This is a genomic window from Paenibacillus baimaensis, from assembly GCF_025567575.1.
This window is the reverse complement of record NZ_JAOQIO010000015.1, coordinates 42,459-57,744: the sequence shown is the minus strand read 5'-3', so window position 1 is coordinate 57,744 and position 15,286 is coordinate 42,459. Positions and strand designations below refer to the sequence as shown.

The window sequence follows — 15,286 nt, the reverse complement described above, 5'->3', positions numbered from 1 at the left end:
GTGTCCAATTTCTACAATACTATCCTTCAGAACGGAGCCGATCCTTATGCTTACAAGCACACAGACGGCTATTACTACTACACCCATACAACCGGCGGGAATGTCACACTCTGGAGATCGAAGACGCTCACCGGTATTGATGCAGGCGATAAGGTAGTTGTCTGGAGAGCGGTTCCGGGTACCATGTACAGTTCCAATGTGTGGGCACCGGAAATTCACTATCTCCAAGATGCCGATGGCCAGTACAAATGGTATATTTACTTCTCACCCGACAACGGAGAAGGAAAAAATCACCGCATGTACGTGCTGGAGAACGCCAATGCTGATCCGATGAGCGGAGAATGGAAATTCATAGGGAAGATTACCGATTCCACCGACCGCTGGGCAATCGACGGCACAGTGCTGACGGTATATGATCAACATTATTTCATCTGGTCTGGCTGGGCAAGTGATCAGTCGGGGCAAGGCCAGAACTTATACATTGCCAAAATGAGCGATCCCAAAACCATCAGCTCGGAACGGCTGCAGCTTTCAACGCCTGAGTATGCTTGGGAGAATACCCCGGGCAAGATCAATGAGGGTCCCCAAATCACGATAAAGGGCGATACCATCAACCTGGTCTACTCCGCAAACGGTAGCTGGACAGACTACTATTGCCTCGGACTGATCACGGCCAAGATTGGCACTGACTTGATGGATCTCAACTCATGGACGAAACGGGACAAGCCAATCTTCTCCAGCGCCAACGGCGTTGTCGGCCCGGGTCATCACAGCCTCACCACTTCTCCCGACGGCACTGAGGACTGGATTGTCTACCACGGCGCCCGCTGGGATGGCGCAGGCTGGAACCGCAGTATCCGCACGCAGAAGTTCACTTGGAACGAGGACGGAACGCCGAGCCTGGGAGAGCCCGTCGAGCCGAATAAACCGATTGCCATCCCTTCAGGTGAGCCGGTGCGAAAGCGCTATGAGGCGGAAGCCGCCCTGTTGGTGAAAGACCCCAGTGGCAGAAGCGGCCCCGCTGTCCGGCCGGAGATCACCGCTTCCGGCGGAATGAAGATCGTCAACATCTCGAACACCAATGATTATGCCCAGTTTACAGTCAACGTGCCGGGGACGGGGTTTTATATGCTGTCTGTGCGCAATGCCAACGGCTCATTGAGCGGTACAGCGGCAACCCAGATATTGTCGGTCAACGGGAGCTCCATCATCAAATTGAACATCATCCATTCCGGTTGGAATCGTTGGGGAATCTCCACAGCGAAAGTCCTCCTCAAGCAAGGTGACAATACCGTCCGCTTCTCGGCAGACACCAACCTTGCCGAAATTGACAGTATGGATGTATTCGAGCTTGATACCGCGCCGACAATTTTATTCGAATCTCCAGGGTATACGCTGGGGTTGGATGAAAGTCGCAGTTTGCCTGTGTATACGGTAACAGGCGCTACCTATTCCCCTGTGGAGAGCGGAGTATCCTTCTCTTCTTCCAATACAGCGGTCGTTGCTATTGATGGGGATATGGTCAAGGGGGTCGGGGCGGGCAGCGCCACGATCACCGCGACATATGACGGGAAAACGGCCACGACCGCGGTTACTGTTGCCACTGAACCCAGATCTATGCAGTCCATTGCCATTAGCGGATTGAACAACGTCCTGACCAGCGGGCAGACAGGGCAGCTGCGGGTAGCAGCAAGCTACAACACCTATGAAGCTCGGGATGTGACGGCTGGCGTTGGCACCACGTACTCCAGCAGTAACCCCGACGTAGCTAAAGTTTCGGTCACCGGTCATGTATATGACACTGAACCGGGGGATACGGTAATTAAAGCCACATACGGCGGCAAAGAAGCTCGCTTTAACTTGATAATAACTCCTGATCCGTCTCTGCTTCCGCAGATTCTTACTCCAATCAAGACTCCCTCCGGAGTGACACCCAGACTGCCCGCCGCTGTGGAGGTCATCTACAAGGGAGTGAAGGGCACTGCCACGGTTAATTGGAAATTGGATGGAATGAACTTCAGCTCACTGGGCACTGTGCTAGTGCCTGCCATACTGACACTGAATGGGGAGAAGATTCCTACTGCCGTTTCCGTGGAGGTTGTCCTGGGATCGGGGCTTGATGAAATCGTGAATCAAGTTAAGAGCAGGATAGACAATTCCTCATACCCTCTGGACAAAGGTTTGGGAAGCTATAGTCAAGCGGCGTATAACGCCCTCCTGGCTCAGTTGAACCATGCGGAGGAACTATCCGCAGACGCCAACCTGACAGAAGAGCAGCTTAACCAGGCACAGAGCGCCCTTGCTCAAGCGGAAGCAGATCTGTTAGGTTCGTTCAACGGTACACAGAATGGCGTGTTCTATAACGCTTACCGGGATTTCTCCGACGATGAGACGGGCAAGTACCCGTTCGGGATTACGATCGAAGCCCTGACCAAGGGCTCTACCGCCACTGTGCAGGAAGAGAACGGGAATAAATTCCTGCGGCTGGTCACACCCACTACTACGGAACCCAAGGCAAACCTGTTCCTGCCGTTTGCAGGCGAGGCGAAGGCTGAAGCGGATCAGCGCATCGTTATCGAATACCGCGCCAGATTAAACGCCGGAACCGGGTACTTCAATGGCGCCATGGTGAGAAATGACAGCGGTGCGAGCAATTATTCCGTGGTCACGGCGTTTGATAAGGGTACCATTTTAGTGCAGAAGGGGCCTACTAATAAGGTTCGAGTCCAACCCGCTTCACTCCATACATGGTATAAAATCAAGATGGTGGTCAACTGGGGAGCCAAGACCTATACCGTCTATATTGATGATGTTGAGGTGGCCACTGACTATAACTTCCGCCATACAGGCGGCACCAAGCTGATTGGCCAGGTATTGGGTATCGACAAATTCGCCAATGCCTCCATCGACTTCGATGATTTCAAAGTTATGGTTGCGGGAGGAGCGAAGGTTGCGCCCGAAAAACTTGGACATATCAATGAAACAGCGGTTAACGCCAATGATGGACGCATTACCGGCGTCAACGCATCCATGGAATGGTCCGCCGACAATGGGAGCGCCTGGTCGAGTGTAACAGGTGATACCATCCCGAATCTATCGCCCGGGACTTATTGGATTCGATACCGTGAGACCGATACCCATAAAGCCAGTCCCCATGTGGAGTTGACCATTGTGGCCTACAAGTAACCGAAAGCTGCCACCAGCGTAAGCCTGAATCAGACCAGCGCCCTACTGTATACCAACTCTGGGAGTTTAACATCAGTCCTCCAGCTTACTGCAAAAGTGGAGCCCGCTAACGCGGATAACAAGGCTGTGACATGGAGCTCGTCCAACCCTGCTGTAGCTACTGTGGATGAGGACGGTCTGGTGACGGTACATACCGCCGGCACAGTTGTGATTAAGGTGGCCACTGAAGACGGCGGCTTCTCTGATACTTGCACAGTGACCGTAAATGTTTATGTACATGACGACAGCGACGAAGATAACCAGATTGGCGGCAGCAATGCCTCCGTTCCAACCGCTTCTCCCGGGCCAAAGTATCCGCCATTCTCGCGCGCTTTATAGCTTGGTGCAGCAACTAAGGGTTTGATCAGTTAGAAAGAGAAAAACTCCTACCGGAGGATATCTTCGAGTTCCGTCATCGATTTTGCAACGCTTTTTGCTTTTTGATGATGATTTTCCCATATTTAATATTGACTTTGGGGATTTTGAATACGCATTCTGTTGGATGGAGATTGATTTACGGTTGATAGAAATACTACACTTGCCCTAGCAATAACATGAAACTTAAGGGGAGAAAAAAATGCTGAAAAGTAAAAAGGGTTTTACCAAGATTACTACCGGTTCCCTCTTGATAGCGCTTTTGTCATCTGCGGTGATGACAGGATGTGGAGAGGAAAAAGGGGCTGAACCAACTAATTCGACTCCGACGAATACCGCAATAAAATTACCTTTTGAGAAACCGGTAAAATTCCGCGTCTGGGAGCCCCTGCCGAGCACTGCCCTTGCTGTTATGAAGAATTATGCCGAGTCAGAACTGAATAAAGAGTTGCAGAAGAGACTGAATGTTACGCTTGAGTATATTCATCCTACAGAAGGCTCGGCGAAGGAGCAGTTTAATCTTATGCTTGCGTCCGGTGATATACCCGATTTTATTGTGGGCACCTTTGGAGACTATCCGGGAGGAAGTGTAAAAGCCTTCGAAGATGGAATATTGGTTGACATAAAGAAAGAAATCCCCAAGTATGCACCGGATCTTGCCAAAATCTATGAAGCCTATCCTGATTTATTAATGGATGTAGAGACAGAGGATGGAAAGCAGTTTTACTTCCCTTTCCTCAAAGGTCACGAGAGTGTATATACTTACTTTGGAGGCTATTTGCGTAAGGACTGGTTGGACGATCTGGGACTACAAGTGCCGGAAACTATTGACGAATTGTATACGGTATTGAAAGCCTTCAAAGAAAAGAAGGGTGCAACGGTACCTTTTACCGGAAATGTCGGAAATATTAAAGGGATCTACTTTACCGGAGCATGGGGGATTAACCAGGATCACTTCATTGAGAATGGTAAGGTCGTATACGGAGCTATTGACCCAAGGTTCAAAGAATATACCAAGACGATGGTAAAATGGTATAAGGAGGGTATCTTAGACCCCGAATTGGCTACGAATAATTCCAAAACCATCGATGCCAAAATTACCGGAAATCAAGCCGGCGCAACCGTGGGAAACACTGGTTCAGGTCTTGGCAAATACTTGCCGCTGATGAAGAACAAGGGCTCCAAATTTGACTTGGTCGCCATGCCGTATCTCGTCCTTAACAAGGGCGACTCCAACCCCTTTATGGCGAAGGATGGACCTACCACTGGCGGTGGCGCCTGGAACGTTACCAGCGCAGCTAAGAAGAATCTGAAGGAAGCGCTCGCATTCCTGAATTATGGCTATACGAAGGAAGGCTCCATGCTCTATAACTTCGGTATAGAGGGCGTGAGCTATAAGATGGAAAACGGATATCCCAAATACACGGAGCTGGTTACGAATAATCCCAACGGACAGCCTATCGCAACCATGGGACAGTTTTACGCCCGCGCCTTTAAAGACGGACCCTTTGTACAGGATCGAAGGTATTTTGAGCAGTACATGGCGTTACCCCAGCAACAAGAGTCACTAAAAACCTGGACAAAATATGCAAAGCAGGTTACTAAAGCTAATAAGAGCTATAGAGGAACCTTGACACCGGATGAAGTTTCTCAAACCACTACCAAACAAAATGAAATTAACACGTATAAGGATGAAATGTTCCTGAAGTGGCTTATGGGAAAAGAGGATGTGGATGCTACTTGGGATAAATATGTGGAGCAAATCAAAAAGCTGGGTATTGAGGATATCAACAAAGTTAGACAGGGTGCCTATGATCGGTTCACTAAAAAATTCCCGCAGGCATTAAATCCGCAATCGTTTAATATCAGCGACATCTTAGATAAATAGCATGATTGAAATGGGGGAAGAAATTCCCCCATTTCACAATACAGGGAGGTTCCAATAGTGCCAGGAGTAAAGATGCAACCGCAACATTTGATATACAAAAAGCCAAGCCTCATTCAGGCAATAAAAAAAGATTATAAAAAAAATAAATGGTTGATATTGATGGCCCTGCCCGTAGTAGCCTGGTATATCTTGTTTCACTACGTTCCAATGTATGGGGTCATCATCGCGTTTAAACAATTTAGCCCGGTAAAAGGAATCTGGGACAGTACCTGGGTAGGACTAAAACATTTTCATGATTTCTTTAACAGTATCTCCGCATGGAGAGTCATCCGAAATACCTTATTAATCAATTTCTATCAGCTTATCTTTGCTTTTCCGGCACCCATTATTCTGGCGTTATTGCTTAATGAAATCAAAAGTAAATATTTTAAAAAGACGATCCAAACCGTTACCTATTTACCGCACTTTGTTTCAACGGTGGTTATCTGTGGCATGATTATCGATTTTTTCGCGAAAAACGGCTTGATTAATGATATTATTGCTTATTTTGGAGGCTCCCGAACCATCTTCCTTGTGGAAACAGGATGGTTTAGGACAATTTATGTAGGTACAGGCATCTGGCAAGGCATAGGTTGGGGGTCTATTATCTATCTCGCTGCCCTCACCGCTATTGACACGGAGCTATATGAGGCGGTAACCATCGACGGAGCCGGAAGGTGGAAACAGTTTGTTCATATCACTCTACCGGGAATTGCTCCCACAATCGTGATCCTATTAATTATGAATTTTGGCCATATGATGAGTGAAGGATATGAAAAAGTCATATTGCTTTATAATCCTAGCACTTATGAAACAGCGGATATCATTTCATCCTTTGTGTACCGGCGTGGATTGGTGGAGGCAAATTACAGCTTCAGTGCAGCAGTGGGACTGTTTAACTCTATAGTGAATCTGATTTTAATCGTAACAGCAAACTATGTTAGCCGGAAGGTTAATGAAACCAGTCTTTGGTAAGGAGTGGAAGGTATGGTTGTCAAAAAGACAATTGGGGATTACATTTTCGATTCGGTGAATATTATTATATTAGCAGCACTGGCTGTGATAACGGCCTATCCGTTTGTTTATGTTATTTTTGCATCTTTGAGCAGTGCAGATGAGCTTACAGCCCATAGCGGCTTACTCCTAAAGCCATTAAATTTGAGCCTAGCGGCTTATAAAGCTGTGTTAAAAAACCCAATCATTTATTCCGGGTATCTGAATACGCTCTTTATTGTAGTAGTCGGTACGGCCTACAATATTATTATGACATCCATGGGAGCTTTTGTTCTCTCCAGGAAAGATTTCTTCTGGAGAAAGCCGATTACCATCATGATTGTGTTCACCATGTTTTTCGGTGGCGGGCTAATTCCCAATTTCTTGTTAGTCAAGAATCTCGGTTTAATGGATTCATTATGGGCTTTGATCATTCCCGGAGCAATCGGAACCTGGAATCTGATTATCATGAGAACGGCGTTCCAGGGAATTCCGGATAGTTTGGTAGAATCTGCCCATATAGATGGTGCACATGATTTCATCATACTATTTAAAATCATTTTGCCACTGGCTTTGCCAACCATTGCCGTTATGGTGCTGTATTATGGGGTAGGCCACTGGAATGCGTGGTTTGGCGCCATGATTTACTTAAGAAATAGAGAATTATGGCCGTTGCAGCTGGCGCTGAGAGAAATCCTGATTTCCAACAGTACGGATGAAATGATGTCCGGAACAGTAGCTCAGGACAGAGCAGCAATTGGAGAAACGATAAAATATGCAACAATTATGGTTGCTACACTTCCTATCTTGGCGGCATATCCATTCTTGCAGAAGTATTTTGTTAAGGGAGTAATGGTTGGAGCGCTCAAAGGTTAAACTTGACAATTATAGCGAACCCGAACAGCAAAAGCCCTTTTCGCGTTTGTCGTGGGAAGGGCTTTTTGCTGCGAATAGAGCTGTAAGGGTGCTATGGATGCTAAGAGTTATAACAATCCCATTAAATAATAATTTTGTGGCATTCGAACGTAACAAGGCATTGTCCGAATCCTAATCGAAAACTCACTTTCGGTAACGTTGTAATTGGTTGCGATAACTAGCTCATCGTTTTGTAAGCCTAAGTGAAGTTCAACGTTCCGATTTATAATCAACCAATTCATATCAACCTTATAATTATCTGCTAAAAAAGCCAATACATCAAAAGATGGTCTGCTGCCCGTTACTTCAATGCACAAAGGGTGCAGCTGTGGCAACGGTCTGCTCCCTTTGTGCGTTAAATTATCGCATCCGATAGCTTAATGTCCAATAAGACCTCTTTATAAGTGCTTGTAATGATATAGGACGTTAGGCAAAGCTACCCACCATTCTTTTTCCAATACTGAATTGCAGTTGTATTCAGAAAGGACAGACGAATGATAGCAATCGACCTGTTCTTTCTTAATCATATGCATGACTTCGATTTCGGCAATTGTTTGAGTAAATGGCCTTTCTTAATTTTCGTGAACGGTCCTGCAGAATTTCTCGTGGAGACTTCTGATTGTAGCGAGCTTTGGTATGCGTGGCATCTACGATGATCGCTGTGCTCTTAATAATATTGTTCTCGACCGCAATTTCCACCGTTTTTCCAAGGAGCATGTCCAGAAGGTTCATGTCCTTCAACAGCAAGTACTTAACATCCGAATCGGTTCAATAGCATTTCGACCATTATCTAGGCAGTAACGCTCTTTCAGCTCTTCGTAGACAAATGAGAAGTCAACCAGCTCATTGATTTGCCGCAACATGTTGTCTTTAGGAACAATCAAATTATACAGTTCTATATATGGACTTAAAGTTATGGTTTGCTGTTGTTGTATCATCGGGCTCACCTACTTGGATTGATAACTGATTATACCGAAAAAAGGTGCAGTTTCCTCAAAAATTTTGAGTGACTGCACCTTTTACATGAAGGGGACTTTTTCAGTGGCCTCTCTTAAACTTGGTAGTTCTTTTTACTTAATCACTAATTGACCTTCTTTTAGGCAGACTTCACCCTTGTACTCATAATAACACTCGCATTTTGGGCACACGAGTGGGTCTGTTCCTGTGTGCTCATGCCGTCACTAACTGACCCTCATATGCCTCAATCCGACTCACCGCTATAGCAGGTCGACGAATATAATTTCAGTCAGTATCTTTGATAAAAACATGGACAAACTAGATTATCATACCTTATTTAGAAAAGGATGCTGCGAATGCGACTTAACCCTAAACAACTTATTTCTATAATCATGCTGTTTGAAATCGGCACGACTACCTTATTTGCATTTGGAATCAGTGCAAAGCAAGACGCCTGGATCGCCGTGATGATTAGTACGCTTGGTGCACTCGCCATGTTGTGGATATGGTTGGAAATTCAAAAAAATTACCCTGATAAAAATTGGGTCGAAATCCTGAATGAGGTATTAGGCAAATGGCTCGCAATACCTCTAGTGATCATGTATATGTTGTATTGGAATCATATTGCCTGCTTTAATTTGAGCGAATTCGGAGATCTTATGACGTTGACCTTTCTTACCAATACACCGAAGTCTGTAATATTCGTACCATTTGTTTTGGTTTCCTCCTACATTTTAATACTTGGACTTAATGTATTCGGTCGGACATGTGAATTTATACTTCCCTTTATGTTAATTATGCTCTTCACCTCATATCTCCTGATCTTTATATCGGGTGAAATGCATTTTAATCAATTGCTTCCCATCATGGGAGAGGGGCCGGTTCCCGTGCTAAAAGCAGCACATCCAATTATAGGATTTCCGTTCGGAGAATCCTGTGTCTTGCTGATGTACTGGAAGTATGTTCACCCCAAAGAATCCATTCGAAAAGCATCCTTTTGGGCTGTAGGAGTATCGGGATTGGTAATTACCTTATCCGTCTTTTCGATTATCAGTGTTCTTGGAGCTGAATATGCCGCCAATATGAAAGTACCCCTCGTCAGCTTAATTCGACTTATCAATGTGGGCAATATCATTACCCATTTGGACTTATTTGGAACCATCATCATTTTTTGGGGTACCTTATTTAAAATGATGATCTTTATTTATGCAGGGGTTCGTACGATATGTACGATCTTTAAAATACAAAATGAACACCCGGTGATTTGGGGAATCGGAATATTTAATTTTATTTATAGTTTATTCTACTTTCCAAGCATGGAATATCACCGCTTTGTAGGATTTACTGCCTTTGTAAGGAATATGAGCCCTATTTTCGGATGGACTTTACCCACCATGATCTTGCTCATCTTATGGTTGAAAAAATGGCACCAAAAAAACTATCAAACGTGAGGAACAGTCGAAAATGGATATCTATAATCCGTTTATCTTATTTGATCCGGCATTTATCAAGGAATCGTTAAATTCCTACGGACTCTATGTATGCTGCATACTTTTTGGAAGCAAGCTCTTTATTATGATACTGCCTTTAGTTGTACTATATCGTCTTTGTTTAATCGCTATAACCTATTTCCCAGGCAAAAAGTAAGGGATTCGGATGCATATGTGCTATTCAATTCCCTTACTCTTTCGGCACAATCGGCATGTCAATGAGTCCTATTCTGCGGATAGTGGCTTGCACATGAACTTCAAACTCAACTTCAGGAAAAATCTTATCATTCCAATCTTTTTCAACCTTTTTCCACTCCTTTGGATATTTATTATGCAAAGCCTGACCGAACCCGAATATATCCGATTTCATTCGTTGTGCTTGTCGGACCGCTTTTTTAATTTCCTCTTCAATAACCACTTCTTGTTCATTTTCTATGACCTTTGCGAAACCAAGGAGTTTTCGTTCTATATCATTTTTCAACTCAATACCTTGGCTTGCAGACTCTTCCATAGAGGATTTCTGCTTGATTTTAATCAAAAAATGGATTTTGTCGTTGATGATTTGGGGTATGATCTGACCGTGTGTACGTTTAATTTCAATCGAAACCAGTTTGTCTTTTTGAAGAGTGGCAGGTACCTGGATTATTCCTTGCGCATTTTGAGTTACCCAGTTCAATCCTCTTGTTTCTTTATCGTTTAAATACCCTATTAATTTATTTTTCTTAAAAACGGCCGTACTTGTAATTTTTACACCTTTTGAAGTTTTCGTTTTTTTCTGCATTTCGACTTGCGGTTTTTCCTCTTCGATAATTTCCATTGCACCTAGAACTGGCTGGATGCCCGAAACCAACAATTTTTTCGTCAACTCCAATTGATTGACGGCGCTTGCGTCGGCGGATATCCGACGTACATTTCTTATGATCTTATTCAAATACGTCCCTTGAAGCGTTTCAACTCCTGTCTTTACCCCTAATATTTCTTTGGCTGTTGTCCCCTTAGCTATATAAATCCACGTCAAATCCCGTGATTCGCTCCCTCTTCGGAAAACATCAATTAGCGGGATAATGTCTTCTTTGGCTAGTTCTTCGCTAATCACAATCACATTATTGTGGGCGAAGAACGGTTTTCGGTCAAACTGTTTCGATGCAAGTCTTATAGCTGAAAGTAATGTTTTATCTTTTACGGAGAAGATTTCAATAGGATCTTCATTATTCACTCCACCCATAGTTTGAAGAACGCTTGTACGCACAATTTGTAATGTAACCATATATTCATTGGTTCTTGAATCTTTATCAAGCCCTACTGCAACAACTATGCCTATGTCATCCAATTCTCTGCGATCCCAACATCCGGAAACAAGGAGTGAAACCATTATGGCGATAAAAGGTACTTTCCATTTCATTTCTGCTCACCTTCATTTTCCGGTTTAGGCATGTCCGGGGCAATGTATCTTGTTCTATTTCCCGATCCAATGGATGCAGGCCGAGTTCTCATTAACCATAAAGGCAGTCTGATAAAGGTATCTTTCAGGTCACTCCATATTAATGGTGTAAAGGGAGCAAGAAAGGGCGTTCCGAAAGAGCTTAAAGAGCACAGATGCGCAATCATAAACATTAAACCAACACCAACCCCGTAAAATCCCAAAATGCTGCTTAATATGATAAGGGCCAATCTTGCAATAATAATGAAGTCATATAAAGGTGAAACAATAAAACTTGTAATTCCTGTAAGAGCTACAACAATTACCATCGGAGCACTAACAAGCCCCGCTTGAACCGCAGCTTGTCCGATCACTAATGCCCCTACGATGCTGACCGCTTGACCTACAGCCCGAGGAAGCCTGACCCCCGATTCCCTTAAGATTTCAAAGACGATCACCATCATCAGGGATTCAATAACAGCCGGAAAAGGAATTCCTTCGCGAGACGCAGCCATCGAAGTAAGGAGAATGGTGGGAAGCATTTCTTGATGATAGGTTTCTACCGCCACATAAGCAGCCGGGGTAATTAATGAAAAAGGAAAGGAAAGCATCCTGATCCATCTTAAAAATGTAGCGGCATAGGGTCGTGTATAATAATCTTCGCTGATTTGGAAGTTTTCGATAAATAAACGCGGAACGGTCAACACAAATGGAGTCCCATCACAAAGGATAGCCACTCTACCTTCCAACATTTTCCCAGCCACTGCATCCACTTTTTCACTGTTTCCAATCGTTGAAAATAGCGAGAGAGGATGGTCTTCGATATACTGTTCAATGTATCCTGATTCTAAAATGGCATCCGTTTCAATACGTTTTAGCCTGCTGATTACTTCTTCCACAACGTTTGGATTGGCGATTCCATCAATATAACTAATACAAACCGTCGTATGGGTTTGTTTTCCCAGAATATAGGATTTAAAGACCAGCTTCGGATTCTTGATCTTTCTGCGAATTAACGATGTATTGGTGAGAATGGATTCCGTAAACCCTTCCTTGGGACCACGAACGACCGTTTCCGTTTCGGGTTCGGTTACAGCTCTGGAAATAAAGCCCACCGAAGCTATGTTCAATACGGTAGAAAATCCGTCAATAAATAAAACAGTTTGCCCTGATAATACAGCACCGAGAACCTCATCCATCGAAGTGACTTCCTTTAAACTGGAAGCACTGATAATTTGCTCTTCCACTACCTTCAACAAATTCGCAGTTTGAATCTCCCCCTCCTGTTTTTCCACTATTTGTATATTCCTCATCAAAGGTTTGATAATACTTGTGTTAATATACTCTTGATCCGCCAAACCGTCTATCCAGCAGATAAATGCTTTTGTTTTGTTTTTGTCGCCAAGTCGGAATTCCCTGAATATGACATCTTCACCTTTGCTCAAGAAGCCTTTTAGCACTGAAAGGTTATGGTCCAGTTTTACATCGATTGTATATTTGAGATCATCTTCAACATTTGATTGTTGGGGGGGCGAATGTTGTCGTGATTTTGCAATTTTTAATAATTTGAAGAAGTTTTTTTGTTTTTCAAACAAGGCCACACCTCCAACAATTGTTTTTCATAGTATAGTTAGAGTTGCAAGGTTTTATCCAGAGGAAATAATATTCAGTATCAGCTATGAAACTAACGATTGGAACGTGTGAATCCGTTTTTATGTTGATCGTCAACATGGACTTATCTAAATTATTATTATCCAATATAAATTTTGGCTCAATCTCAAAATCAGTACTTGATCATTTAACTTGAAAGGCGATGACGATTACATTCAACTAAAATCGGCTTCAAATAGGTACGAATTCGCTTGTCTAGTTCTGTGGTCCAAACTCCTGAACCCATCGCATGATCGTTGTATGAGCGATATGTAAGCTCCGTTCTTCCATGATTTCTACGAAATCACGATAACTTAAACTATATTTCAAATACCATCGTACTGTTAGCAAGATAACCTCTGATTCATACTGCTTCCACTTAAATACATCTAATTCCGTTTCCAAAGTAAATGTCCCACTCTCATGAACAACCATATAAGAGGGCGAACACCATAGAAGTGTTCGCCCCAAGAGCCGTTGTGTGTTTGTGTCCAATTTATACTAATGGATGCGGTATATAAAGTTCTTCTAAACTCGTAATTTCTTCAGGTGTCAATTTAACCGACAACGCCGAAACCGCGTCTTCGAGATGACTGATCTTGGTTGAGCCGATAATTGGAGCTGTGACCTCTTCCTTTTGCAGCAACCATGCAAGTGCAATTTGTGCACGTGGAATTCCCCGGTCAGCGGCAACTTCCGCAACTCTTTCCGCAACTTTACGATCAGCCTCTTCCGTTTTAACAAATAATCCCTTTGCTACCTGGTCATTCTCGGATCGCGAGGTCTGCTCATTCCAAACCCGAGTTAACCGACCTGCAGCCAAAGGCAGGTATGGGGTAACGCCAATTCCCTCATCTTTGCAAAGGGGGAGCATTTCTCTTTCTTCTTCCCGATAAAGCAAGTTAAGTCTATTTTCCATGGAAATGAACCGTGTCCAACCATTGCGCTCCGCGACATGCTGAGCTTTCGCAAACTGCCATGCCAACATGGAGGATGCTCCGATGTATCTTACCTTGCCCGCTTTAACTAAATCGTGGAGTGTCTCCATTGTCTCTTCAATTGGCGTATTAGGATCCCAACGATGGATCTGGTACAGATCAATGTAGTCTGTTCCGAGTCGTCTTAGACTGTTATCCATTTCGGTCATGATGGACTTACGGGAAAGCCCCATAGCATTCGGACCTTTGCGCATCGGAACAAAGACCTTTGTGGCAATGACGACTTCGTCACGACGAGCAAAGTCCTTTAATGCACGTCCGAGAATTTCTTCGCTTGTTCCGTCGGAATACATATTGGCGGTACTGAAGAAGTTGATGCCCCATTCTAATGCTTTTTTAATGATCGGTCTACTTTGCTCTTCATTCAATGACCATGGGGCATTGCCGCGTTCAGATACCCCAAAGCTCATGGTCCCAAGGCTTAACCGTGAAACATCCAAGCCGCTGCGTCCAAGTTTTACATATTCCATTTGATAACACACTCCTTAAGTATATTTGGAAGGTAACCACACCTTCAGGTTGTCAATACATATCTCAATGTTGATCCAGTGCTAGCGACTATTTCACCATGGGAGCTCGCGTCTCTCACTTGAGAACGTTCCCGTCGGACCGTCCTCGCCAATCAGCGCAAGGCGTACGGGATGACGAGCAGCTTGCTGGACAGTGCCCGTTCCCTCGAAGTTGTTGAGATCCGTTGCAGTAAAGCCCGGAGATACCGCATTGACCTTTATGCCTGTCGACATGAGTTCAATGGCAAAGGCGAGCGTAATCGCATTGAGAGCCGTCTTTGACGGGGCGTAAACAGCGCCAAACATTTCGCGATGCGAATTGGTAGGGTCCGCGTTCAACGTCAACGAGCCAGAGCCACTTGATACGTTAACGATACGTGCCGCCGGCGCTTCACGCAGGAGCGGCAGCATCGCTTGCGTGACGGCAATCACGCCGAACACATTCGTTTCGAACACCGCACGTACTTCGTCGAGAGAAGCGACGCTTGGTCGACCCGATTTCCCAACCTCCTCGAGCGGCCTTCCCGGCTGACCGGCGTGCGATATTCCCGCGTTGTTGACGAGCACGTCGAGACGGCCGAGTTCGCTGCGAATACGCGCTGCAGCGGCGGAGATGGAATCCTGATTCGTGACATCAAGCTGGATGGCACGGGCATCCGCTTCGACGCTCTTCGCAGCCGTCTCCCCTTTCTCGAGATTGCGCGATCCGATGAGCACGGTAAAGCCGTGCGCTGCAAGATCCTTCGCGATTTGAAGACCGATTCCTTTATTGGCCCCGGTGACCAAGGCGACGGGGTTTTCCTGCATAGTAATAACTCCCTTTCTAG

10 protein-coding genes and 3 pseudogenes are annotated in these 15,286 nt (G+C 44.8%); 7 read left to right on the top strand and 6 right to left on the bottom strand.

Annotated elements, in window-relative coordinates; translation table 11 throughout:
- From OB236_RS06715 to OB236_RS06690, 6 genes and pseudogenes are all read left to right on the top strand, one after another.
- Positions 1 to 885 (top strand): annotated as a pseudogene (locus OB236_RS06715) (glycoside hydrolase family 43 protein); the annotation flags it as partial.
- A 69-nt stretch (positions 886 to 954) separates the two neighbouring features.
- Positions 955 to 3,186, top strand: coding sequence for a carbohydrate-binding protein (locus OB236_RS06710; RefSeq protein ID WP_262683317.1), 2,232 nt, complete (start codon positions 955 to 957; stop codon positions 3,184 to 3,186).
- 24 nt (positions 3,187 to 3,210) lie between these two features.
- Complete coding sequence (locus tag OB236_RS06705; RefSeq protein WP_317259323.1) at positions 3,211 to 3,564, top strand: Ig-like domain-containing protein; 354 nt, start codon at positions 3,211 to 3,213, stop codon at positions 3,562 to 3,564.
- Positions 3,565 to 3,802: 238 nt separating this feature from the next.
- The gene (locus OB236_RS06700; protein ID WP_262683266.1) at positions 3,803 to 5,488 is read left to right on the top strand and encodes an extracellular solute-binding protein; all 1,686 of its coding nucleotides are present in this window, start codon (positions 3,803 to 3,805) and stop codon (positions 5,486 to 5,488) included.
- 72 nt (positions 5,489 to 5,560) lie between these two features.
- A complete protein-coding gene (locus tag OB236_RS06695; RefSeq protein ID WP_262683311.1) occupies positions 5,561 to 6,502 on the top strand; it encodes an ABC transporter permease in 942 nt (313 codons plus the stop codon).
- A gap of 12 nt (positions 6,503 to 6,514) precedes the next feature.
- A complete protein-coding gene (locus tag OB236_RS06690) occupies positions 6,515 to 7,396 on the top strand; it encodes a carbohydrate ABC transporter permease (protein ID WP_262683265.1) in 882 nt (293 codons plus the stop codon).
- Positions 7,397 to 7,993: 597 nt separating this feature from the next.
- On the opposite strand, the pseudogene OB236_RS06685 reads toward OB236_RS06690, so the two are convergent.
- Positions 7,994 to 8,373: pseudogene (locus OB236_RS06685) on the bottom strand (IS5/IS1182 family transposase); the annotation flags it as partial.
- A gap of 375 nt (positions 8,374 to 8,748) precedes the next feature.
- Between OB236_RS06685 and OB236_RS06680 the strand changes: the two are divergent.
- A complete protein-coding gene (locus OB236_RS06680) occupies positions 8,749 to 9,843 on the top strand; it encodes a GerAB/ArcD/ProY family transporter (protein ID WP_262683263.1) in 1,095 nt (364 codons plus the stop codon).
- Positions 9,844 to 10,072: 229 nt separating this feature from the next.
- Here the strand turns inward: OB236_RS06680 and OB236_RS06675 are convergent, their stop codons facing one another.
- The 5 genes and pseudogenes from OB236_RS06675 to OB236_RS06655 all read right to left on the bottom strand — a co-directional run bounded on the left by OB236_RS06675 (position 10,073) and on the right by OB236_RS06655 (position 15,266).
- The gene (locus tag OB236_RS06675) at positions 10,073 to 11,284 is read right to left on the bottom strand and encodes a Ger(x)C family spore germination protein (RefSeq protein ID WP_262683262.1); all 1,212 of its coding nucleotides are present in this window, start codon (positions 11,282 to 11,284) and stop codon (positions 10,073 to 10,075) included.
- Entirely contained in the window at positions 11,281 to 12,897 is a 1,617-nt protein-coding gene (locus OB236_RS06670; protein WP_262683261.1) for a spore germination protein, read from the bottom strand. The genes OB236_RS06675 and OB236_RS06670 overlap by 4 nt, the downstream gene beginning before the upstream one ends.
- A gap of 245 nt (positions 12,898 to 13,142) precedes the next feature.
- Positions 13,143 to 13,387: pseudogene (locus tag OB236_RS06665) on the bottom strand (hypothetical protein); the annotation flags it as partial.
- Positions 13,388 to 13,448: 61 nt separating this feature from the next.
- On the bottom strand, positions 13,449 to 14,420 hold the full coding sequence (locus tag OB236_RS06660) for an aldo/keto reductase (RefSeq protein WP_262683260.1): 972 nt from the start codon (positions 14,418 to 14,420) through the stop codon (positions 13,449 to 13,451).
- A 93-nt stretch (positions 14,421 to 14,513) separates the two neighbouring features.
- Positions 14,514 to 15,266, bottom strand: coding sequence for an SDR family oxidoreductase (locus OB236_RS06655; RefSeq protein WP_262683259.1), 753 nt, complete (start codon positions 15,264 to 15,266; stop codon positions 14,514 to 14,516).
- Positions 15,267 to 15,286: the final 20 nt, after the last annotated feature.

Excerpts from the sequence above, each read along its gene's own strand:
- OB236_RS06655 (WP_262683259.1), bottom strand. The coding sequence starts at position 15,266 with ATGCAGGAAAACCCCGTCGCCTTGGTCACCGGGGCCAATAAAGGAATC.
- OB236_RS06680 (WP_262683263.1), top strand. The coding sequence starts at position 8,749 with ATGCGACTTAACCCTAAACAACTTATTTCTATAATCATGCTGTTTGAA.
- OB236_RS06700 (WP_262683266.1), top strand. The coding sequence starts at position 3,803 with ATGCTGAAAAGTAAAAAGGGTTTTACCAAGATTACTACCGGTTCCCTC.
- OB236_RS06695 (WP_262683311.1), top strand. The coding sequence starts at position 5,561 with ATGCAACCGCAACATTTGATATACAAAAAGCCAAGCCTCATTCAGGCA.
- OB236_RS06675 (WP_262683262.1), bottom strand. The coding sequence starts at position 11,284 with ATGAAATGGAAAGTACCTTTTATCGCCATAATGGTTTCACTCCTTGTT.
- OB236_RS06690 (WP_262683265.1), top strand. The coding sequence starts at position 6,515 with ATGGTTGTCAAAAAGACAATTGGGGATTACATTTTCGATTCGGTGAAT.
- OB236_RS06660 (WP_262683260.1), bottom strand. The coding sequence starts at position 14,420 with ATGGAATATGTAAAACTTGGACGCAGCGGCTTGGATGTTTCACGGTTA.